At 38.5% G+C, this 22,480-nt stretch carries 17 protein-coding genes; 2 read left to right on the top strand and 15 right to left on the bottom strand.

All coding sequences use genetic code 11. The features are described from left to right. Positions 1 to 104: 104 nt before the first annotated feature. From ACK1I8_RS12550 to ACK1I8_RS12515, 8 genes are all read right to left on the bottom strand, one after another. Positions 105 to 1,802, bottom strand: coding sequence for a hypothetical protein (locus ACK1I8_RS12550; protein WP_412465728.1), 1,698 nt, complete (start codon positions 1,800 to 1,802; stop codon positions 105 to 107). Between the two features lie 5 nt (positions 1,803 to 1,807). Beyond that, complete coding sequence (locus tag ACK1I8_RS12545; RefSeq protein WP_412465727.1) at positions 1,808 to 4,831, bottom strand: tetratricopeptide repeat protein; 3,024 nt, start codon at positions 4,829 to 4,831, stop codon at positions 1,808 to 1,810. 330 nt (positions 4,832 to 5,161) lie between these two features. Further along, complete coding sequence (locus ACK1I8_RS12540; protein ID WP_412465726.1) at positions 5,162 to 6,091, bottom strand: aspartate carbamoyltransferase catalytic subunit; 930 nt, start codon at positions 6,089 to 6,091, stop codon at positions 5,162 to 5,164. Between the two features lie 92 nt (positions 6,092 to 6,183). Next, positions 6,184 to 6,738, bottom strand: coding sequence for a bifunctional pyr operon transcriptional regulator/uracil phosphoribosyltransferase PyrR (gene pyrR / locus ACK1I8_RS12535; RefSeq protein ID WP_412465725.1), 555 nt, complete (start codon positions 6,736 to 6,738; stop codon positions 6,184 to 6,186). A gap of 70 nt (positions 6,739 to 6,808) precedes the next feature. Further along, the gene (gene map, locus ACK1I8_RS12530; RefSeq protein WP_412465724.1) at positions 6,809 to 7,573 is read right to left on the bottom strand and encodes a type I methionyl aminopeptidase; all 765 of its coding nucleotides are present in this window, start codon (positions 7,571 to 7,573) and stop codon (positions 6,809 to 6,811) included. A gap of 367 nt (positions 7,574 to 7,940) precedes the next feature. Then, positions 7,941 to 8,141: a hypothetical protein gene (locus tag ACK1I8_RS12525; protein WP_412465723.1), complete on the bottom strand. Its 201-nt coding sequence runs from the start codon at positions 8,139 to 8,141 to the stop codon at positions 7,941 to 7,943. 139 nt (positions 8,142 to 8,280) lie between these two features. Continuing rightward, the gene (locus tag ACK1I8_RS12520) at positions 8,281 to 8,655 is read right to left on the bottom strand and encodes a DUF779 domain-containing protein (protein WP_412465722.1); all 375 of its coding nucleotides are present in this window, start codon (positions 8,653 to 8,655) and stop codon (positions 8,281 to 8,283) included. Between the two features lie 188 nt (positions 8,656 to 8,843). Continuing rightward, entirely contained in the window at positions 8,844 to 10,349 is a 1,506-nt protein-coding gene (locus ACK1I8_RS12515; protein WP_412465721.1) for an aldehyde dehydrogenase family protein, read from the bottom strand. A 331-nt stretch (positions 10,350 to 10,680) separates the two neighbouring features. On the opposite strand from ACK1I8_RS12515, the gene ACK1I8_RS12510 reads away from it, so the two are divergent. After that, entirely contained in the window at positions 10,681 to 11,607 is a 927-nt protein-coding gene (locus ACK1I8_RS12510) for an AraC family transcriptional regulator (RefSeq protein ID WP_412465720.1), read from the top strand. On the opposite strand, the gene ACK1I8_RS12505 is transcribed toward ACK1I8_RS12510, so the two are convergent. The 6 genes from ACK1I8_RS12505 to cmk all read right to left on the bottom strand — a co-directional run bounded on the left by ACK1I8_RS12505 (position 11,604) and on the right by cmk (position 20,806). Beyond that, a complete protein-coding gene (locus tag ACK1I8_RS12505; protein WP_412465719.1) occupies positions 11,604 to 13,271 on the bottom strand; it encodes a beta-N-acetylhexosaminidase in 1,668 nt (555 codons plus the stop codon). The genes ACK1I8_RS12510 and ACK1I8_RS12505 overlap by 4 nt on opposite strands. A gap of 358 nt (positions 13,272 to 13,629) precedes the next feature. Beyond that, positions 13,630 to 15,564, bottom strand: a complete 1,935-nt coding sequence (rpsA, locus tag ACK1I8_RS12500; RefSeq protein WP_039482263.1) for a 30S ribosomal protein S1 — start codon at positions 15,562 to 15,564, stop codon at positions 13,630 to 13,632. Between the two features lie 806 nt (positions 15,565 to 16,370). Then, the gene (locus tag ACK1I8_RS12495; RefSeq protein WP_412465718.1) at positions 16,371 to 17,354 is read right to left on the bottom strand and encodes an SH3 domain-containing protein; all 984 of its coding nucleotides are present in this window, start codon (positions 17,352 to 17,354) and stop codon (positions 16,371 to 16,373) included. 184 nt (positions 17,355 to 17,538) lie between these two features. Next, the gene (locus ACK1I8_RS12490; protein ID WP_412465717.1) at positions 17,539 to 19,035 is read right to left on the bottom strand and encodes a TPM domain-containing protein; all 1,497 of its coding nucleotides are present in this window, start codon (positions 19,033 to 19,035) and stop codon (positions 17,539 to 17,541) included. Positions 19,036 to 19,083: 48 nt separating this feature from the next. Next, on the bottom strand, positions 19,084 to 19,914 hold the full coding sequence (locus ACK1I8_RS12485) for a DUF1080 domain-containing protein (protein ID WP_412465716.1): 831 nt from the start codon (positions 19,912 to 19,914) through the stop codon (positions 19,084 to 19,086). 211 nt (positions 19,915 to 20,125) lie between these two features. Continuing rightward, entirely contained in the window at positions 20,126 to 20,806 is a 681-nt protein-coding gene (gene cmk, locus ACK1I8_RS12480; RefSeq protein ID WP_412465715.1) for a (d)CMP kinase, read from the bottom strand. 74 nt (positions 20,807 to 20,880) lie between these two features. Here cmk and arfB point away from each other — a divergent pair, with 74 nt between their 5' ends. After that, positions 20,881 to 21,288, top strand: coding sequence for an alternative ribosome rescue aminoacyl-tRNA hydrolase ArfB (gene arfB / locus ACK1I8_RS12475; RefSeq protein WP_412465714.1), 408 nt, complete (start codon positions 20,881 to 20,883; stop codon positions 21,286 to 21,288). 189 nt (positions 21,289 to 21,477) lie between these two features. On the opposite strand, the gene ACK1I8_RS12470 is transcribed toward arfB, so the two are convergent. Further along, positions 21,478 to 22,428, bottom strand: coding sequence for a lipid A deacylase LpxR family protein (locus tag ACK1I8_RS12470; RefSeq protein WP_412465713.1), 951 nt, complete (start codon positions 22,426 to 22,428; stop codon positions 21,478 to 21,480). Positions 22,429 to 22,480: the final 52 nt, after the last annotated feature.

Genomic DNA, 22,480 nt, shown 5'->3' with positions numbered 1-22,480 from the left:
GGAATAACCTCATGATAAGATTTTCAGAAATGTATCCATAAAAAAATGCCTCCTGATTGTAGAAGGCATTTTTGTTTTCGGTCAAAATTCAGAAGTTCTCTATCCTAAAACGAATAGGTTAATCCGCCAAAAATGTTAAATCCGTTTGCCTGGTAGTATAAATACCTGCTGTAATTATTATTTAAAATGTTGTTTGCTTTAGCAAAAACAGAGAATTTTTTATTGATCCTGTAATCTGCACCAACACCTAAATCCACATAACCTTTAACGGTTTCAATAAGTTCTATGCTTGTGTTAGGGATGACGTATTGCGATGCCGGAACAGGAGTGCCGGTATACACTTTAGCTTTTACATCATCCTGAATGACTACACCGGCATTAAAACTCAATTTTTTGTTGAAGGTATACATAAAGTTTGAGCTTACTTTTAAGCCAGGTTTGAACCAGGAGTAAGTTTCAGAAGCAGGCTTCCAATCATCCAGGTTAAATTTACCGGTCCATTTTAAAGCATCACTTACCTGAACAGAAATTTCGCCTTCCAAGCCGGTTAATTTCGTTTTGCCAAAATCGTAAATCACATCAAATTTGTTAAAGTCGGTAAAGTTATTTACGAACAATGGCATATCATCAAACTGTTTTACATAGATACGGGCTTTGTAACCAAAACCTGGTCCGCCGGTACCCTTAACGCCTGCGCTGAAACTCAATTTTTCTATGGTATTTTTAACCAGGATATTGCTGTTTAGCCAAGGATTTTCATCGGTAAAGCCTTTTAGCGAGTTTCGGTTTACATCCCCTTTAACCTCTCCAAAAACCTGTAAATAATCAGGAATCAGCGTAAAATCGGCTGTAACTGCAGGGAATATTTTTGAGCTGCTGTAGGCACCAAATTCCTGAACAAAATTAACACCAGCCGTAATTTTAGCTCCCTTAACCTGTAAGCGGATATAAGGATTTAAACGCAACAGATTATTGCCAACACTGGTCGAAGCATCTTTGGAATTTCCAAATTCGGTTGATGCGGCTAAACCAAGGTTTAAAGAATTAATGCGCTTGTTTACATAACCATTTAAGCTCAGGTAATTTTCTTTAGCGCTAAATTTATCGTTCCAGACATAGCCATTGGCTTTTAATGCATAGCTAAAGGCATCTTCATCTTCGGTAAAGTTTTTCACCAGTTCGCCTTCTAATTCGATGGTGGTCAACGCCTGCTTATCGGGATTAGGATTTAAGGCAGGCCTGCTGTTGTCGATGCCGTAAAAATAAGTGCCGTTACGCTCAAAATTAATTCGGCCACTTACTGTGTTTTCATCTAAAATGCTGCGGCCAAAAACGCTTAACTGTTGGTTGCTGCTGTTCTGTTTGTTTAACTTTCCTTCCTGACTAAAGTGTTTAAAATAACCACCAACCTGTAATCCTTCATCTTTGCCGGTGTTAAAATAGGCCTCGCCCAAAAGAGTAGACAAAGAACCGAAAGCACCTTTTACATAATTGTTAACTAAAATGCTCGCTTTTTCTTCGGCAAGCGCCTGTGCCTGCAACTTTTGGATATCACTGTTCAACTCCAGTTTCCTATCCATAATGCTGTAGTTTAGTTTCGCTTTGTACGTTTTAACGTCGTCTAAATTCGGGCTTCTCCTTAACTTTACCGCTTCTGCCAAAATTGGTTTATAGGGGCGTACTACTTCAATCTCTTCATTTACTACCCCTTTTTCCTCCGTTTTTTTATCCTGTGCCTGTGCGGTCATTAATCCGGCGGCTATAAAAAACAGTGAACTATATATATACTTAATCGATTTCATAATTGTTACTTCTTCTGGTTTAGTTTTTCTAGTTTTTCTTTGGCCGTAGGGATGATGTCATCCTTGCCTTCGTAGTTATCAATAATACTGAGAAGTGTACTTTTTGCCTGTAAATTGTCTTTAAGGGCCACGTAATTATCAGATAGAAGAATAAAGGCTTTCGCTACCCAGTAATCGTAAGCAGCCATGTTGTTGATCAGATCAAAACAGGTTTTAGATGAAGTTTTGAAATCGCCTTTGTTGTATTCCAATAAAGCTAAATTGTATTTGGCTTCGGCAGCAGCAATGGTTTTTGTTTTGGCTACTACATTTTTGAATTCTTTTATGGCAGTTGTAGTGTCGCCTTTTAACAGGTAGGCTTTACCGGAGTATAAGCTTGAACTGTTTTTTTCTTCTTCAGATGCTTTTTCAGATTCTTTGGTCAACTGTGCATATTTCAACATGTCATCAGGCATGTTTAGGGCGGTATAAGCCTTTAACAGATTATTGATGGCAAAACTATAATGCGATTTGTAATCGGTTGTTGTTTCCAGTCTTTTGAGGTAAACAATCGCCTCATTGTATTTTTTCTGGTTTAAAAACAATTGTGAGATACTCACCAATGAACGCTCTGTATAATCGCTTGTCCAGTCGTTTAAGATAAACTCGTAATCAGGAATGGCCTCATCCGGTCGACCTAATTTAACCAGCGATTCGGCCCTGATGAATTTAGCCTCCTTTTCATGTATTGGTTTAGGAAATTTATCAAAGTAAGCATTTATCGCCTGGAATGCACCGTTTGCATCTCCTTTTAAATAGGTATTGTTCGCTGCCGCAAACACGATGTTATCCTGTTCTGCGCCAGAGTAATTTCCCAGCGGGGTAGTGGCAGCATAAGCAATAAAACCATTTGCGTCACCACGGTCTACATAAATATTCTTAATTGATTCCATTGCCTGTTTTGCTTCATCGGCAGTTGGATAATCACGGATCACTTTTTTGAATGATTCTAAAGCGGCATCGTCCTGATCCTGGTTATACTGAACCAAACCAATGGTAACTAAAGCTTTGGCTACATAGCTGCTGCGTGGATATTTGGCCACCAGTTCTACGAGGTCAGATTTGGATTTATCAAAATCACCTTTGTTGAAATAGGTATAGGCCGTTTCGAAACCGGCATCATCCGCGTAGTTTGAGTTTGGAAAAGCCTTCAATAAATTCTGCATGGTGGCAATTTTCGCATCATACTGGTTTTCCAATCCCTGGATCATTCCTTTCTGGAAAGTGGCATAATCCTCGGAAGTGGTATGTCTGTTGATGATCTTGTTGTAATTTGCCATCGCATCACCATAATTCTTATTAACGAAATACGAATCGGCTAAACGAATCGTGGCATCATCAATGGTTTTCTGATCTTTATCGTTTCCTGCAAGGAATTTTTCGAAATAGTTGGCCGCCTTGCTGTATTTCTCATCTTCGAATGCTGCGTACGCTAAAGCATAGTTGGCAAAATTGTATACACCCGTTTTATCGGCATCAGGCATTTTCAGGAATTTTTCGAAAGTCGTAACCGCTTCTCCGTACTTACGCAGTTCGTACATCGATTCTGCTTTCCAATAGGTGTTTAAAGCATAAATTTCATTATCTTCCGGATATTTGTCAGAACGCAGAAACATGGATAAGGCGTTTGGAAATGCCCTTTCGTTATAAAACTCCAACCCGCGGAAATAAGTTACCTTCTGATAAGCCTCTTTAGCCTCTAATGTTTTATCAGGGATAGGTTCTAAAATATCAACAGCAGCCTGATAGTTTTTAGTAGTTAATAAAACCTCACCCAGCAAGGTTTTAGCCTCGTTTATTTTACGAGATCTTGGGAAGGTTTTCAAGAATCCCTGTGTAGCTTCTAAAGCCTGTTGGTGAAACTCGAGTTCGTAACTTAATTTGGCATAATTTAGCCAGGCTTCTTCCTGGATTACTTTATCAAAACTTAAACGCGAAGCCCTGAAAAATGCACTTTGAGCTTTTTGTTTGTTGCCCAGCTGGATGAAATCCTTACCCAGGGTAAGCATACCATTTTGCAGGTAAATGTCGTCGTTATTTAATTTTTCTAAAACGCTGATCGATTCTTTATATTTTTTATTCTGGAATAAAGCGTAACCGTACTGATAAATGAAAAGATTGTTTTTGGTTTCGCTTTTATCTTTTGCATAATATTCAGCAAAATATTTTTCCGCATTTTTAAATTCAGATTTTGCAAAATAAGATGCCGCCACAAGGCTCAACATTTCAGGCTCGAACTGTTGTTTGGTTTTTTGAATCGCTGCCAGCGCATAGCTGATCACATCATCGTAACGCTCATCCAAATAGTACATTGATGTGATGTAATACGGATAACTGGCCTCATAAGTAGGCGAGCCTTTTAATTTTTCGAAATTGGCCAGCGCCGTTTTATACTCTTTGTTTAGGTAATTGATATAAGCAAAGTAGTAAGTGGCACTTTCCTGAAAATCGCCTTCTTCTTTTTTTACTTTTTCGAATAGGGGTTCAGCCTTATCGTAGTCTTTAAGCTCGAAATAAGCATAACCCTGCTTAAACTGATATTCATTTCTTTGTTTGCCCGAAAGGGTAGAAGGATCGGTTTTTTCGAACCATTCTAACGCTTTTTTATAGTTTTTTTGGTTGAAATAAGTTTTGCCAACGTAGAAATAAGCCAGTTTGGTATTGGGATTCAACGGATAATCACGGATAAATGCCTGAAACAGACTTTCGGCATCGGCATTGGTTAATTCCAATGCGCAAACGGCTGCATAAAATTTCGCATTCTCCTTTAGTAAGGACAGCTCGGCATTGCTTTCTGTTTGGGTAGAAGGTTTATAACGTTGCAGCTCAACCAGTTTAAATTGTTGCGCGGCTGCCGTGTATTTTTCTTTGTCTAATAATTCTAAGCCCGTTTGATAGTTTTTGTTGAGGTTTTGCACAGCGCTAACTTGGGCGTATGTGCTAAAACTTCCTGCTAAAAGTAGCGGAATTAGTAGGTATCTTTTCTGCATTGGTTTCAAATATGGTTGGTACTAAATTAGAAATAGTATCAAAGCTTATCAACAGAAGTAATTAACATCTGTTAATAACACAAATTAACGACAGGATTTTTGGTTTGGTATCAGGGGGTGGAATAATGTGGAAAATTAGGATCTAACCGTTCATGAGTTGCCACACCATTCTTAACTGTAAAATGGATTCTTCAGTCAACGCAAGGATCAGCAGGAGGATTAATTCTTTAAATCTGTTAATTGCAAAATATCAACTCCAGACTCAAGACTCTGGCCTAAAGACTCAAGACTTCGGACTCGAAAACCCTTATCTCTCAACTCCAAACTAATTTACCCCTGGCTTGCCAACAGATACAGCACGGCCATTCTCACGGCCACTCCGTTTTCTACCTGTTCTAAAATGATCGATTGTTTGCTGTCGGCTACATCGCTGGTAATCTCCACACCTCTGTTTATCGGACCGGGGTGCATTACGACAATTTCTTTATCGAGGTTGTCTAAGATCTTTTTATTTAAGCCATACATCATGGCATATTCCCTTAAAGATGGGAAATATTTAATGTCCTGACGCTCTAACTGGATACGTAACATGTTAGCTACATCGCACCAGTTCAGCGCTTTAATTAAATTATGTTCAACTTTTACACCCAATTGGTGGATGTGTTTCGGAATTAAAGTGGTAGGACCGCAAACCATAACCTCCGCACCCAGGCGTTGCAGGCAGAGAATGTTGGATATGGCTACACGGGAATGCAGAATATCACCCACGATAACTATTTTTTTACCCGCTACATCGCCCAATTTCTGACGGATGGAGAAAGCATCAAGTAAGGCCTGTGTAGGATGTTCATGTGCGCCATCTCCGGCATTTACAATCTGTGCTTTAACATGTTTGCTCAAAAACTGACCTGCCCCGGCATAAGGATGGCGCATCACCACCATATCCACTTTCATAGATAAGATGTTGTTTACCGTATCGATCAGGGTTTCACCTTTGCTTACTGAAGATGACGAGGCGGCAAAATTAATTACATCGGCCGAAAGTCTTTTTTCAGCAAGTTCGAACGAAAGTTTCGTGCGGGTAGAGTTTTCGAAAAAGATATTGGCAATCGTAATATCACGGAGTGAAGGGACCTTTTTGATCGGGCGGTTTATCACTTCCTTAAAATTATCTGCAGTTTCGAAAATCAATTCGATATCATTCCGGTTAATATCTTTAATGCCTAAAAGATGTCGGGTTGATAGTTTTTCTGCTGCCATTTTATTTATTGTTATGATCTGTTTTATGATATTGTTTTAATTGTCAGATAGAGCTTTCATGCCAGAGTACTCCTTTTGGAAGGTATTTAGGCTCATTTTTGCAGTGATGGTTCTGATATTAAAATCACTTTATCTTCACTTCCTTCGCTCGCCCAGGTTACTTTCACCTGTTGCGAGTTTAAACTATCTACCTGATGGCCAATATAATCAGGTTCTATAGGTAAGTGTCTGCTAAACCTGCGGTCTATTAAAACTAAAAGTTCTACTTTCTCTGGCCGGCCATAAGCAAGCAGGGCATCAAGCGCTGCCCTAATGGTCCTGCCGGTCCAAAGTACATCATCAATCAGGATTACTTTTTTACCCTCTATAATGAAATCCATCGAATTGCTGCTCGCGGTAACCAATCCGTCTTTACGGCGGAAATCATCTCTAAAGAAAGTGATATCCAGGTTTCCCTTTAAAATTTTCTTGTTTTTTAAGATCTGTTGAAGATCCTGATGAATGCGGTCAGCCAAAAAAATACCCCTTGGCTGGATGCCAATTAAAACGGTATTTGCGAAATCGTCATGGTTTTCAATTAATTGATGGCAAAGCCGCTTAATTGTAATCTGAATTTTTTGTCCGTCAAGAAGTGTTTTCTTTTGCATTGAAGAAGGATTGGGCAAATATAGAAAAATGTTTCTAGGTTGAGAAGTCGAATTTGAAAATAGCTGATTGTTAAATCCAGATGTCGTTTTCTGCAGTTAAGATTAATGGCTTATCGCCGGTAATTAAGATGGTATGTTCATGTTGGGCTACAAATCCACCCTTATTTCCAATCAGTGTCCAGCCATCGTCCTGAGTTTCAGTAATGCTGGAAGCGGTTGAAATGAAGGTTTCTACTGCCACGGTAGTGTTCTTTCTAAACCTTTCAAAGTTATAACGATCGTAAAAATTCGCAATTTCATGAGGTGCTTCATGGAGGCTCCTGCCTACACCATGTCCGGTTAAATTTTTAATGACCCGAAATCCTGATTTTCTGGCTTCCGTTTCAATTAATCGACCGATTTCTGAAATTTTAACTCCGCCTTTTATCTGATTAATTGCTTTTTTAAGAATGTTTTTGGAAGCATCTACCAATAATTGATGTTGGTGTAAATCTTTTCCCAAAACAAAAGAACCACCATTATCAGACCAAAAACCATTTAATTCGGCAGATACATCTACATTCACTAAATCACCTTCCATTAATATTTTATGAGCTGATGGGATGCCATGTGCTACTTCGTTGTTTACACTAATGCAAGTCCACCCGGGAAATTGATAGGTTAATTTGGGTGCAGATCTCGCACCTAAATCTTGTAAAATCTCACCACCAAAATCATCTAGTTGTTTAGTAGAGATACCTGGTTTCGCAAAATTCCGCATTTCCTTAAGCGTATAGGCAACAGCTTTGCTTACACGTTTCATTCCTGATAATTCCTCTTCTGTAGTGATTGACATAGGCTTACTTTTTTTGCTAAAAATAGTGTTTTAGCTTTTAGTTTGATAAATTGGATAGCTTTGTGACAATGATATCGAAAAACACTGTGATTTTTTGATGGTGTTTGCAATCTCTGTAACCCATCTGTACAGTTTGCAATTGGACGCGATAAGAAGATGTTTTGAGGTTTACCGCTTTGCAAGGGGAACATGCAAAAAAGATTTTGCGCCAGTTTAATGTAGATTTGAAGAAAATTGATTCAATTGTTTAATTGAAAGTGGAGTACGCTACACTAAAAATGTCTGTTTCATAATAAATTTCTTTAAAAAGTAACTAATAATAAAAGTAAACCATGGATAATTGATGATAGTAAAGAATAGCGATCTGCTATTTTTGGTTTCTTTTATTTCGCGGCGACCATAACCACAGCGATAGCACAATCAATGGAATACAGATGCTCAATGAAATTACGATGAGGATCGGGCGCTGTTTAACCATGTCTGCTTCCTGAGAAATAAAAACATATATTGCTTCTTTAATGGCAAATAGCGTGATGATGGTAGAAAGGACAGCAAATAGTTTACGCATGGTTTTGTTTTGACTGCAAAGATTGCATAAATTTTTAAAAACAAGAAAAATGCTGGTCTAAATCAGCATGATAGAACAAACAACAAAAAAGTCAGCCGGATTACTCCAAGCTGACCTGTGTTCACCAAATACACAAAAATTATTCTGCTGTTTTAACCGGAGTTAAATTTGCTAATTCTTCTTCAGTGAATAAACGGTAATGTATTTTGAAGGTTTTCTGCATTGGAGTTTCTAAAGAAAAACCACCTACTCCAAAACCATCCAGCACATCTAAAGTAAAATGCGAAAATTTCCAGTATTCAAAAAGATCCCTGTCTACCCAAAATTCGCAGCCTTCTACTTCACCCAAACAAACATCGCGCATACGCAGGTAATAACCGCCTTTTTCAAAACATTGCGGCTGGGTACCTTCGCAACATCCACCAGCCTGGTAAAACATCAGTTCTCCGTGCTTTTCTTTGAGTACTGCAATTAATTCTTTTGCTTTTTCTGTACTGTCTATTCGGGATACCATAATACCAATTTTATTAATGGGTTTTTAAGAAGCAAATATTTTTATAGTTGATGGTCAGGTGGTTGATAGCCTCGATGTTTATTTCACTTAGCTAAAGATTTAGTTTTAATGAAACACCAAGCTATGAAATAACAAACCATCAACTATGGTCTTCTATATGATGCAATAAACCATCAACTATAATCCAACTAAAAGAAACCCAATTTGTTTTTATCATAAGAAATCAGCATGTTTTTAGTCTGGCGGTAATGCCCCAGCATCATTTTATGATTTTCCCTACCCACACCAGATTGTTTGTAGCCGCCAAAAGGCGCACCTGCAGGGTAAGCATGATATTGATTTACCCAAACACGTCCTGCCTGGATAGCACGGGGTACCTGATAAAGCTCATGGGCATCGCGCGTCCATACGCCTGCACCTAAACCATATAAAGTGTCATTTGCAATTTCGATGGCTTCTTCAACGGTTTTAAAAGTAGTTACGGCCAATACCGGACCAAAAATCTCTTCCTGGAAAATCCGCATTTTATTATGGCCTTTAAAAATGGTTGGCTTAATATAATAACCGCCACCCAATTCGCCAGGTAGTTCATTTATCGCTCCGCCGGTTAATACTTCTGCACCTTCTTCTTTACCTAATTTAATGTATTGCGCAATTTTTTCGTATTGGATTTTCGAAGCCTGCGCCCCCATCATAACTGTTCTATCCAGCGGACTGCCAATTTTGATAGCTTCTGTCCTCTCGATTACTTTAGCAATAAATTTTTCATATATATCTTCCTGAATCAATAAACGCGAGGGACAGGTGCAAATTTCGCCTTGATTTAAGGCAAACATCACCGCGCCTTCTATGGCTTTATCTAAAAAGGCATCATCTTCTGCCATCACCGAGCTGAAAAAGATATTTGGCGATTTTCCACCCAGTTCCAGTGTAACCGGGATGATATTTTCGGTAGCATATTGCATCACTAATCTTCCGGTAGGGGTAGAACCCGTAAATGCTGCTTTTGAAATTTTAGGATTGGTAACCAATGCACGGCCGAGTTCTGATCCGAAGCCGTTTACCACGTTAACCACACCCGGAGGCAGTAAATCACCAATTAGTTCCATTAGTACCATAATTGAAACGGGAGTGCTTTCTGCAGGTTTTAATACCACACAGTTTCCTGCAGCCAGGGCAGGGGCCAGTTTCCAGATACCCATAAGCAAGGGGAAATTCCATGGAATAATTTGTGCCACCACGCCAATCGGCTCATGTACGATTAAGGAAACTGTATTTTGATCAAGTTCCGACAACGAACCCTCTTCCGCACGGATCACGCCGGCAAAATACCTGAAATGGTCTATGCCAAGCGGTAAGTCAGCAGCTAAAGTTTCTCTAACTGCTTTGCCATTGTCGATGGTTTCAACAGTGGCCAGATATTCGAGGTTATCCTCCATCCGTTGTGCAATCTTATTTAAAATAATGCTTCTTTCGGTAGAAGAGGTTTTGCTCCAGGTTTTAAAGGCTTCATGTGCAGCGTCAACAGCTAATTCTAAATCTTCTTTGGTAGAATGTGCCGCCCTGGTAAAAACTTTACCGTCAATAGGGGATATATTATCGAAATACGCACCTTTAACCGGCGCTACAAATTTTCCCCCGATATAGTTATCGTAGTGGGATCTGAATGAAGGTTTTTCAATTAAGTTTTCCATAATTATTATTAATGATTAAATTTTAAAAACCATTTTGAGCGGGGTTGATATAGGATTTTTAATAGGGTGGCTCATCATGATTTTACAGTAATAAGATTTGGTTGATACAAACCTAAAGGCAAAGCAGATGGTATAGATAGGATAATCGCATCAATCGGTAGCATTATTGTTTCAGGTTGTGTAACCATTTTATAACCCTGCCCGCTTTGCAGTCCGGTCAGCGGAAATGGTGGTGTGTGGTTGGGTAACAGGAGCTTCGGATGAGGAGTTTAAGAAGATGGAAATCATTATATTTGATTATTATAAATAGTCTAACCAATTATTTCGGTTTATGCAACATACATTAGATCAGGTGAAACTCAGTACTACGGAGACCTTGCAGACTCTGGTAGAGAACAGAACCTCCTACACTTTAGAGCGCTGCGAATTAAATGTTTTCGAAACCTATACGCAATCTTATAAAGTTCCCCTTACTTTTAACGATTTTGTAATTACGAGTATGCTGAGGGGAAAAAAGGTAATGCATCTGTTCGATAAAGTGGGTTTCGATTATTTTCCCGGTCAAACCGTTATTGTCCCCCCATCGGTTACCATGGAAATCGATTTTCCGGAAGCTACCAATCAAAATCCTACGCAATGTATTGCTCTGGCTATTGATCAGGAACAGATCCAAAAAACGATTGCTTATTTAAACGAGTTTTTCCCAAAGGAGGGAAGTAACGATAAGTGGTTGTTGAATTATGATGAATACCATTTTTACAATAATGAAGAAATTGCCTACCTGATCAATAAGGTTGTCCGCATTTGTTCTGAGCATAGCAAAGAAAAAGATGTGCTGGCTGATTTAACTTTAAAAGAATTACTGGTGCGCATTATGCAGACCCAAAATCTAAAAACCATCAGCGATGAAGGTTATAACATCAATCAAAATCCATTGGCCTTTGTGCTGAATTACATTAAAGCTAACCTGAACGAGAAGATCAGCATCAATAGCCTGAGCGATAAGGCCTGTATGAGCAAGGCAACCTTTTATCGGTTGTTTAAACGCGAATTGGGAATTAGTCCTAATGATTTTATCCTGGCTGAAAAAATTAACAAAGCCAAAATTTTACTTGCCCAGCCCAGGGCAAAAGTGGCTTCGATAAGTTATGAACTTGGTTTTAACGATGCGAATTATTTTATCAGGGCATTTAAAAAGATCGTAGGCATTACACCGGGTACTTATCAGTTGCAGGTGACAAAAAAGATCATTCATTAATTTTCTAAATACCTTTTCGAGTAGGTAATTCCCATTAGATCGTATCGTTTAAACTGCGTTTTTAGCCTTTTCTGAAAATCCGGATAATTACGTTTTTCTTTCGGACTCCACAACACTTCGCTCAAAGCATCCAGGCGTGGAAATAGCTGGTATTGTACCTTAGCCGGATTGGTAACATATTCGCTCCACAAACAACCCTGAGCACCCCAAATATACTTTGCCTGTTCCGCATTTAATGCTGTCGGTATGGGCTCATAATGGTAAACATCAATCAGCGGAGAAAACTTATTGGCAGCCAGGCTATCTTCTTTTACAAACTGCCTATGGTTAAAATACATCGTATTTTCGGGTGTCATAATGGCTTTGTGATTTTGCCTGGCTGCCTCAATGCCTCCTTTTTCACCCTGCCAGCTCATTACCACCGCATTTGGTGCCAGGCCTCCCTGTAAAATCTCATTCCAGCCAATAATGGTTTTACCTTTGCTGTTCACAAACTTCTCCATCCTGCGGATAAAATAACTTTGTAATTCGCTTTCGTTTTTCAGGCCATTGGCCTTCATAATTTCCTGCGAAACGGCAGATTGTTTCCACCATATTTTAGAAGCCTCATCGCCACCTAGGTGGATATATGGAGAAGGGAATAAATCCATCACCTCGGTTAAAACATTTTTTAAAAACTTAAAAGTAGTGTCTGATGCCTGTAGTACGTTGTTGTATTTGTTCATCATGCCCCAGGTTTGCGCAACTTCATACTTTTTATTGGGTTCGGTGCCCAGTTCCGGATAAGCGGCTAATAATGCCATACTATGGGCTGGCATTTCAATTTCGGGGATGATGGTAATGTAACGTTTGGCCGCATAATCAACCACTTCTTTAATCTGCTCCTGGGTATAAAAACCACCATGGCGAATGCCATCAGTTTTAATTACAGCATCTTTTGGTGTAATTTTAACTTCGGTTGGAAAAACCTGATATTTAATATTTTCATTTCCTTTTCCCGGCCATAAACCAATGATACTTCCGTTGCGCCAGGCACCGATCTCGGTCAGTTTTGGGTATTTTTTGATTTCAATGCGCCAGCCATGATCATCGGTTAAATGCCAGTGGAAATAGTTCATTTTATGCAGGGCCAAATAATCAATGTATTGTTTGATGAAATCTACATCAAAAAAATGTCGGCTTACATCTAGGTGCATGCCTCGGTAGTCGAAGCGCGGATAATCTGTTATGGAAACCGCAGGAATTTGAAGCGGAAAGTATTTTGAAGTAGGTAAAAGTTGTATCAGTGTTTGGATTCCCTGAAAAATTGATGTGTCAGAAGTGGAACCTATTAATATTGATTTACTGGTTACCGCTAAAATGTATTCTTTTTGATTAGAAATTTTTTCAACTATCATCAAATTTATAGCATTGGTTCGGTTTATATCCGGAATTCTAGCTGTTTTGAGTTTGAAATTATAGTTTGAACTAAGATAATTTTGTAGGAATTCTATCGATGCAATGGCAGAAGAATCGTTTGTATATAATACTGTAGTACTATCTATTTTAAATGGCAGCTCGTTCGAATTGGTTTTCAATTGTACAGGCTGCGGGATAATATTAATTTCCTGTGCAGAAAGTTTAAACGAAAGAAGGATCAGAAACAAAAAGATAATTTTTTTCATGCGGGAAAGGCTGAATTACAATTTCAAAAGTAGTGATAATAGAAGGGATGTACAGAATAAGTAGAGGAGATTGGATTATTTTGTTACATAAAGTAATGCCGTCATTTCGAGCGAAGTGCAACGCAGTCGAGAAATCTGTCTCGATAGATCTCTCCGTTTCGCTGCGCTTCAGTCGAGATGACGTTTCGAGGGAACTTCGTTACTACTAAACGATTTATTAAGAAAATTCCCGAACTCCGTGTTTCCGTGGCTGTTATAGAAAAAAACAATCCTGTAAGGTATCAAAGACCTTACTGGATGGGACAAAAAAAATCCCGATAACTTTCGCTATCGGGATTAAATATTTAGTTAAAAAGAACTAGCCTTTTTTAGCTTTGCTTTCTTCGCCTTCTAATTGCGATTTCAATTGAGCCAATACGTCTAAGTCTCCTAAAGTAGATTTCTCTACAGAATCTTTAACTTTTTTAACCGCAGTTACAGCAGCTTTAGCTTCTTTTTTCTTAGCATTTCTTTCTTCTGCTACAGCTTCAGCTTTAACCTCTTCCCAGATACGGGCGTGAGATACTACGATACGTTTTGCTTCTTTGTTGAATTCAATGATTTTGAAGTCATTGGTTTCTTCAGCTTTAACTGAAGTACCATCTTCTTTAACCATGTGTTTAGTTGGTACGAAACCTTCTACACCGTAAGGTAAAGCAATAACAGCACCTTTATCAGTTACTTTAACAACAGTACCCTGGTGAACCGAATCTAAAGTAAAGATCGTTTCAAAAGTATCCCAAGGATTTTCTTCCAGTTGTTTGTGACCTAAACTTAATTTACGGTTATCAACGTCTAATTCTAAAACAACTACGTCTAACACGTCACCAACTTTAGTGAATTCGTTAGGGTGGTTAACTTTTTTAGACCATGATAAGTCAGAGATGTGGATTAAACCATCAATACCTTCTTCGATTTCAACAAATACACCGAAGTTAGTCATGTTTTTAACTGTTGCTTTGTGCTTGCTTCCAACCGGGAATTTAGCAGCAACTTCTTGCCATGGATCGTTAGATAATTGTTTAATACCTAAGCTCATTTTGCGCTCGTCTCTGTCTAAAGTTAAAACTTCAGCTTCGATCTCGTCACCAACTTTTAAGAACTCTTGTGGGTTTCTTAAGTTTTGCGACCAGCTCATTTCAGAAACGTGGATTAAACCTTCAACACCTGGGATGATTTCTAAGAAAGCACCGTAATCTGCAACAGTAACGATTTTTCCTTTTACTTTAGAACCAACCTGAATGTCAGCACTTAAGTTTTCCCAAGGGTGTGGAGTTAATTGTTTTAAGCCTAAAGCGATACGTTTTTTCTCATCATCGAAATCTAAAACAACCACATTGATTTTTTCATCTAATGACAATACTTCTTTTGGATGCTCTATGCGGCCCCAAGAAATGTCAGTTATGTGAAGTAAACCATCAACACCACCTAAATCGATGAACACACCGAAATCAGTAATGTTTTTAACAGTACCTTCCAACACCTGACCTTTTTCTAATTTAGAAACGATCTCTACTTTTTGGCTTTCTAAATCGTCTTCAATTAACACTTTATGAGAAACAACTACGTTTTTAAACTCGTGGTTAATTTTAACAACTTTAAATTCCATTGTTTTACCCACGTATACATCGTAATCGCGGATAGGTTTAATATCAATTTGAGATCCTGGTAAGAAAGCCTCAACGCCCATGATATCAACAATTAAACCACCTTTGGTACGGCTCTTAACGAAACCGTTGATGATTCTGTCATTCTCAAGCGCCTCGTTAATGGCTTCCCATGATCTTTGGGTTTTAGCTCTTTTGCGGGAAAGAATCAATTGACCGTTAGCATCTTCTGGTGCTTCAACGAATACGTCAACTGAATCGCCGATTTTTAGATCTGGTGTATCACGGAATTCTGAAGTAGAAACTAAACCGTCTGATTTGAAACCTACGTTTAATACTACATCTTTGTTGTTGATTGAAACAACGATACCGCTGATGATTTCACCTTTAGTGATCTGGTTGAATGTTCCGGCATACATATCTTCAAACTTTTTACGGTCTGCTTCATTGTAGTTACCAAAAACTTTTTCATCTGCATCCCAGTCGAAATCTTCGCTTGGTGTTGCTAATGATGATTTGATCGATTCGATCGAAACTGAATCAGCTTCTGATTCAATCGTTTCTTTTTCAGTCAGGCGTCCGCCTTCTCCCTGAAGTTCAGCTGTTTTTGCTGCTAATTCTTTTTCTGCTACTTGTTTTTTAGCCATTAATTAATTGTCTCCTTTTTCCCTTATTTAGGGACTGCAAAGGTAATACTTTTTTTAATTATGAAAAAGTTTTTTTTAATAAATCTGGCTGATTTTTAGCGCTTTATCAATGCCGTCCTATGCAGGGGTGCCTGAAAGGCAGGGTTGCTATTCTATTGAAAGCCTGTTCTTTTACAATAGAACTGTTTTATTATCGCATTTTATTGAGTTATTTATTTGAAAATCAGCGCTCCTTGTTTCATCGGGAGCAGCGGTCCCGCTATCGCTTATAGTCCTCGCTGCGCTCCGGGCTATTCCGCTCTATCGGGTTTAGAAACAAGGGGCTGTGAAAAATACCTGCCAAAACGTTCCTTTAGAACAGTTTATTAACCTGAGTTCGATTAATAATGCTTTTTTATTTTTCTGTATGAATATTTTGTATGAACAGGTCGTCACCCTGAATTCATTTCAGGGTATTTCCTGCAAATAAGATGCTGAAATAAATTCAGCATGACGCGACGCCTAGCCTAGAAGCGATAAAAAGTAGATACTTGCTGCAAATATTAATCGAACTCAAGTGATTAGTTAAGTTAAAAAAATATTGTCATCCTGAGCCTGTCATAGGACGAGCGCTTATCCTTTAAGGGTTTGGAAGCAAGTTACCATCGCAGATTATTATAAACGGCGTCATTTCGACTGTAGTGAAGCGGAATGGAGAAATCTTTGGACTAAGCTAAAGGATCTCTACCCGCCTGTACGGGCAGGCGTTGCGGTTGAGATGACGATACCTCGCAGCCCGTTATCGTCAGCATCTAATTAATGAACTTCTATTTTTTCGTAAAAGTCCCCCTCGTAAAACCTTCTCCAATTAATGTCTCTTCATCCCTGATTAAAAGCATAATGGTGTTTTGCTGGTCGTATAATTTAATCATATCGCCATCAATCACGTATTTTGAGGTGAAAACAGAATCTGTATAGGCATCGGTAACCGTTACTGAATCTTTCGATTTAAAATTGAAAGATTTATATTGTATATCTTCATTGCTGGCAAAGGTGCCTGTTACCACTTTTGCCTGTATAAAAGTGATGTAACAGAAATACCCGATTACGAGAATCACAATTACTGAAAAACCGATCAAAAACTTATTGCCACTGGCATATTTAATCGAAAAGTATAATATGGTAATCAGTATTAAGGCTACTACTGCAAAAAAGATAATGTTTGTATAATTTTGTTTTACCTGAGGCACAGATGCAGCGACGTTTGTTTTTTCGGCTTTTGCTTTTACAGGCGAAATCCTGACCAAAAATTCTTTGCTCACCCATCCTTCGCCATTGGTAACTTTAATTTTATAAAAACTGGTATTAGAAGAATCGATAACGGCAACATTTTCATTTTTTGGCAGGTACCCAACTATTTTACTTTTTGGATCAGCCTGTTGCCTAACCCTTAAGTCGTCGGCAGTTACCCGATACATGTCAGTGTTTGCTGCCGTTTGGGAAGCAGCAGCATCAGGCTGTGTATTGGTTGTCTGTGGACTTGTAGGGCTGGCTGCCGGAGCAATTTTTTCAACGAAATCTTTGCTTACCCAGCCTTCGCGGTTTTTAAACTTTACTTTGTAAAACCTGGTGTCGCTGGCATCTAAAACCGTAATCTTCTCATTTTGAGCTATATTTCCAATGATCTTACTATTGGGATTGCTGCTTTCTCTAACACGCAATTGATCGGCCTTAACACGATACTGATCTTGTGCGTTTAATCGGTTAGCAAAAATAGAAAGCGCAATGAGGAGGAAGAAAATTCTAGTCATAAATATAAGTTTCTGCGAACAGTTTAATCAGTAATCGCAAACACGCTGTAAGCAAACACCGTGCTAAGTGTTTCAAAATTAGAAAATACTTTTAATAGGTCGCGATAAGTTTGAAAAAAGGAGCATCTTTCTAAAAAAAATACCTTTTACCGAGGCGGTTTGTTTTATAAATTGGTAAACTAAGTTACCAGCTACCTCCGGTACCGCCACCACTGCTACCGCCACCGCCCCAGCTACTGCTTGAGGATGAAGATGATGAACTGCCGGATGATGAAGAACTGGATGATGAACCCGATTCAACCAGCATGGCCAAGGTAATCCATTTTATAAATTCCGTTTTTTTGCAGAAGCTACACTCGTTTATTATTTTCGCTTGCCCTTCATGACTATAGGTAGCCTTTTTAGTAATTACCTTTTTATTGAGTTGGTAGGTACGGAAATAACAGTCAGGGCATTCGGTGTAGCTATTATATGCTTCAGCAGGCCAAGCCTTGATAATATGTTCCTGATGATCAATACTTTCCCAGATATCATAATCATAGGTTTTTACTATTTCCTCCTCACGTTGGCCTTTTGTTAAAAAAGGTTTACCTTCAATATTAATATCCCTGTCCAAACGCACCATTGCCCGTCCCTTACTATCCAGTACAGCCTTAAACCGACTAATATTCTTAACCCTTTTAAATAAATATATCAGGATACTGATTAAAATAAGGGGAGAAAAGATGATCAGCCAAAAGTTTTTTTTGTGAAAGCTAATTACCGAATTAAAAAAGTTTTTATCGTCATTATAAACGCTTCGTAGCGCTGAAATGTGGAAAAGGTATCTGCCGAAAAGTACAAGTGCCAAAATAACATACAAAATAACAGGAATATTTTCTGGTCTTATTTTTTCAACCAATCCAAAGCCTCCAAGGAAGATGAATATAAAAACAACTACAAAAGTAACCATCATAGCCACCGCACAGCCTTTTCCTATCTTTTCATTTTGGAAGCCATCTGATTGAGGTTTGTCTTTTAATGTATTTTTAGCCTGCCGGTTTACAATTTTAAATGCTCCCCAAAAAAGAAGGATAATGATACCGGTAGGTAATAAGAAATTTTCAAAATCACTATTGCTTTCTTTCTGGGTGAACAATTGGTTCAGCTCCGATTTGTTTTCGGGATTTAAAATAATTTCTCCAATGGCATTAATGGTATTGGTAATACCGGTGGCAAAATCATTTTCCCTGAAAGCGGGTAAAAGCTGCTGTTCGGCAATATGTTTGAGTTTTACATCGGGCAAAACGCCTTCGGCACCCGTACCCGTAATAAACCTATACTTTCGCCGGGTCTTCGAAATAAATAACAATAAGCCGTTATTGCTGGTTTTTGAGCCTACTCCCCAGGTATTGAACAATTCGTAGGCAAAGTCAAAATCTTCCTGATCATGGGCAAAATCGTTAACCACCACTACAGCCATCTGCACCTTGGTCTCGCGCTCAAAATCGGCAATGGTATTGTTGAGTTGTGCAACTGCTCCCGCACCCAGAATGTTATCGGGGTCGCTAATGTAGCCGCCACCATTTTTTTTAGGATCGGGAATATCTTTTACCTGATAGGCCGTTTGTGCAACAGCAAAATTACCTAAAAAAAGGAAAATGAAGAGGGTAAGAGGTTTGATTAAATGTTTTGTGAGCATCGTATAAAATTATAGCGTCATCATTTAACAAACAGTTGCCGGTATGGTTTACTCCTTTAATATTTTAGCCAATACCTTATCCAATTTTGCTTTATCTTTCATGTATGGCGCCAAATCGTATAGCTGTACCGTTTTAAATTCAATTGGATGACTCTCACTTTGAAGGGAGATATAACCCGAAGTGAGCGGTTTACCATCTATTTTAACTTTGGGGTCAAAATTCGAAACGTTGCCGCCGCCAATTTGAGGTTTGGTATATTCTAAAACAACTTCGCCTGATATAATGTGTTTGATTACGGAATCTCCTAAAACCAGGAATTCTGCAGTTACCCATTGGTCGCCAGCATAGGTTTTAGATTTAGAATCTAAACAATGGCCCGTAAACAATTTTCCATTGTAGTCGATTAATGTTCCCGGCGTACATACATTACTGGTATGGCGTTCATGTTCACCATCTCCGCCCAGAATCTGAGCCTCGATTGATATTGGAAAATCCTGGTCTTTTAACATGGTTGCCGGATCCTGGCAATGTAGCATGGCACCACTGTTACGGGTAGCCCAACCTTCGCCACCTTTTGCCTGCTCTCCAACAAAACGATAAATTACTTTTAAAAGATACGCTGAAAAAGGCTTTTTATAAAAAATGTGACCGTATTGCTGGTCGAAATCATTATAGCCATCATAACTTACTTTCATTACACCGTTTTCTACCCGGAAAGTATTGGCATAATTTTCTTTGTATTCGTGTTTGGCAATCTTAATGTTCCAGTCTTTTAGATCTTTTCCATTAAAGAGACTGATCCAGCCTTTCTGGGCATTTGCATTTAAAATAAAGAAGGACAGGAATAGTAAGGTAAGGTAAATTGATTTTAATTTCATAGCAACTTTGGGTTATGTGCTAAAAATATGAATTTTTTCCCGAAGTCAATGGCTGATAGATGGTTTTGGGGAGGGGATTTAAGTGATGTGAGTATTTGCGAAATAAATCTATCCTAATAGATCTCTCCATTCCGCTTCGCTACAGTCGAGATGACGACCATTCTATTAAAATTGGTCATCGGTAATGAACTAATGACCAATGAACCAGTAACTAATAAACCAAAAAGGGATTTACTTTTTCCAGGGCAAAATCCAGTTGTTCCTGCTGTGTCAGATCGGTATTATCTAAAATAATGGCATCATCGGCCCTAACCAGCGGACTTTCTTTGCGTGTAGTATCTGCATAATCCCGGTGCGCAAGGTTTTCAAAAACTTCTTCTAAAGTAGTTTTGTTATTGCCTTTGGCTTCCAATTCTTTAAACCTGCGTTCAGCCCTGATTTTGGGGTCGGCGGTCATGAAGAATTTTACAGGTGCGTGTGGAAAAACGGTGGTGCCGATATCACGGCCATCCATTACAATGTTTTTCGATTTTCCCATACGCTGTTGTTGTTTCACCATTTCATGGCGGACAATTTTATGTGCGGAAACCCCGCTTACATTTTCTGAAACCGGCATTAAACGGATTTCATCTGAAACTTCTTCACCGTTAAGGGTAATATGCGATTCATAATCGCGCGAATGGAAATTGAGTTCGATGTGCTGTAAAGCATCTTTAACCTGGGTATCATTGCTCACGTCTATGCTGTTACGTAAAAAATATAAGGTAACTGCACGGTACATGGCCCCGCTATCAACATAAATAAAACCTAATTTTTTAGCCAGTGCCTTCGCCAGTGTACTTTTTCCGCAAGATGAATAGCCATCAATAGCTATAACCAAGTTTTTCTTCATTCTGCTACAAAGGTAAAAAAAGCCGATAGGTTTGCTAACTTTTTTTAGATCGATATTCTTTATATTTTTGCCGTATGTTACCGACCAGAGAAGAAATTTTACGATCTGCCACTTTTAAAACTTCGCGTAGTGGGGGTAAAGGCGGCCAGCATGTAAATAAGGTTTCGAGTAAGGTAGAGCTGGTTTTTGATGTAGAAAACTTTACATATTTTACTGATGAGGAAAAAGCACAGCTTAAAGTAAAGCTGCAAAACCGTTTGGATAGTGAAGGTTTGCTGCATATCGTTTCGCAGGAGGATAGGAGCCAGCTGCTTAATAAGGAAAAAACTATTGTCAAGCTGATTGATCTGCTGAAAAAAGCATTAATTGTTCAAAAAAAAAGAAAAGCAACTAAAATTCCTAAAGGCGTTATCGAAAAAAGGTTAAAGAATAAGGCCTCAACAGCTGAAAAGAAGAGAAATAGGAAAATTGTTGATTTTTAAGGGTTTAATTTTTATTTAAATGGAATTAAACCTGTCCAAAGATTTATCATGTCAGATAGAAATATCTGACATCACAAAAAAGAGTCGTCATCCTGAATTTATTTTATTGTGTATAGGGGTGATGCTTAAATAATTCTATAGCTATATCGGCATGACGGTATGTAAATGTTGATCAATGAAACAGTTAAATTAAATCTTCCCAAACCTGTAATACAAACTCAAGCCACCATAATTTTGTGCTTTGGCTATGCTTTTAACTTCTTTTGTTTTAAATATCACATTAAAATCGGCTGTAAATCTTTTTGAACTGTAATTCACCCCAAATTGTTGTTCAAAAACGATAGGTTTTACACCAAAGGTAACCGGGCTATCATTGTTGAAAAGACTGCCTTGTATAGTGGCATCGTAAGCAACAAAATTAAGCTGCGGTTTTGCATAAAAGAAAAATTCAGCATTATTTAAGCTTTTGGTTTTCGAATTTCCAATAACTGCATTGTGGTAGGCGCTATTGAACAGCTGATTGATTTTGCCCGCTCTAAAAAGTAGTGATGCACCCAAACCAGAAAAAGTGGTACCCAAATTGGCATAACCCTGTGTACTGATATCTACAATCGGATCATCAGGTCTGAAGAGCAATTTACTGTAGCTGGCAGCCAGATTTACGGCCAGCTCATTTTTGATCTGGTAATCCCAACCTGCCGGCGTATAGAAGCCAACTGTTTTATGAAGAAAACGTTGCGCATCCTGGGCAAGTGAGTGAGGACCAACTGTACCCAATTCTACACTGGTTTTTAAAACACTTTCATTTTTATAAAAAACCGAGTATGCGCCACCAAAATAAAGGTAACCTGCAAAAGGTCTGTCCTGATCTTCCTTCTTCGGTACCTGACCCCAATAAGGTGTATACATTTTTTGTCCGGCAGAAATTTCGTAGGTTTTCTTTTCGATCTTATCCGGTAGTTTTTCGGTATTAAGTGCCCCGCGGAAATAAATAAATAAACCATTGGTATAATACCGGTCATTTAATGTAGCCAGATAAGCATCGTTTTCGGTTTTAAAACCGAATTCGTTTTTAAAAGACTGGGCAAAACCGGTTGATACAGCCAAACAAAAAACTATTGCAAATAAAAGTGATTTCATAAAAAAGTCCCGATAATTACCGGGACTATAAAAGTATTTAATGTAATTGGAT

Origin of the sequence: Pedobacter sp. KLB.chiD (genome assembly GCF_047040275.1) — a bacterium.
Lineage (GTDB): Bacteria > Bacteroidota > Bacteroidia > Sphingobacteriales > Sphingobacteriaceae > Pedobacter.
This window is presented reverse-complemented; position numbering and strand designations above follow the sequence as displayed.

What these genes read in the sequence shown, in the direction of transcription:
- ACK1I8_RS12545 (WP_412465727.1), bottom strand. Translation starts at nt 4,831, where the DNA reads ATGCAGAAAAGATACCTACTAATTCCGCTACTTTTAGCAGGAAGTTTT.
- ACK1I8_RS12505 (WP_412465719.1), bottom strand. Translation starts at nt 13,271, where the DNA reads ATGAAAAAAATTATCTTTTTGTTTCTGATCCTTCTTTCGTTTAAACTT.
- ACK1I8_RS12490 (WP_412465717.1), bottom strand. Translation starts at nt 19,035, where the DNA reads ATGCTCACAAAACATTTAATCAAACCTCTTACCCTCTTCATTTTCCTT.
- pyrR (WP_412465725.1), bottom strand. Translation starts at nt 6,738, where the DNA reads ATGCAAAAGAAAACACTTCTTGACGGACAAAAAATTCAGATTACAATT.
- ACK1I8_RS12485 (WP_412465716.1), bottom strand. Translation starts at nt 19,914, where the DNA reads ATGAAATTAAAATCAATTTACCTTACCTTACTATTCCTGTCCTTCTTT.
- map (WP_412465724.1), bottom strand. Translation starts at nt 7,573, where the DNA reads ATGTCAATCACTACAGAAGAGGAATTATCAGGAATGAAACGTGTAAGC.
- arfB (WP_412465714.1), top strand. Translation starts at nt 20,881, where the DNA reads ATGTTACCGACCAGAGAAGAAATTTTACGATCTGCCACTTTTAAAACT.
- ACK1I8_RS12550 (WP_412465728.1), bottom strand. Translation starts at nt 1,802, where the DNA reads ATGAAATCGATTAAGTATATATATAGTTCACTGTTTTTTATAGCCGCC.
- ACK1I8_RS12520 (WP_412465722.1), bottom strand. Translation starts at nt 8,655, where the DNA reads ATGGTATCCCGAATAGACAGTACAGAAAAAGCAAAAGAATTAATTGCA.
- cmk (WP_412465715.1), bottom strand. Translation starts at nt 20,806, where the DNA reads ATGAAGAAAAACTTGGTTATAGCTATTGATGGCTATTCATCTTGCGGA.
- ACK1I8_RS12540 (WP_412465726.1), bottom strand. Translation starts at nt 6,091, where the DNA reads ATGGCAGCAGAAAAACTATCAACCCGACATCTTTTAGGCATTAAAGAT.
- ACK1I8_RS12470 (WP_412465713.1), bottom strand. Translation starts at nt 22,428, where the DNA reads ATGAAATCACTTTTATTTGCAATAGTTTTTTGTTTGGCTGTATCAACC.
- ACK1I8_RS12495 (WP_412465718.1), bottom strand. Translation starts at nt 17,354, where the DNA reads ATGACTAGAATTTTCTTCCTCCTCATTGCGCTTTCTATTTTTGCTAAC.
- ACK1I8_RS12515 (WP_412465721.1), bottom strand. Translation starts at nt 10,349, where the DNA reads ATGGAAAACTTAATTGAAAAACCTTCATTCAGATCCCACTACGATAAC.
- ACK1I8_RS12510 (WP_412465720.1), top strand. Translation starts at nt 10,681, where the DNA reads ATGCAACATACATTAGATCAGGTGAAACTCAGTACTACGGAGACCTTG.
- ACK1I8_RS12525 (WP_412465723.1), bottom strand. Translation starts at nt 8,141, where the DNA reads ATGCGTAAACTATTTGCTGTCCTTTCTACCATCATCACGCTATTTGCC.
- rpsA (WP_039482263.1), bottom strand. Translation starts at nt 15,564, where the DNA reads ATGGCTAAAAAACAAGTAGCAGAAAAAGAATTAGCAGCAAAAACAGCT.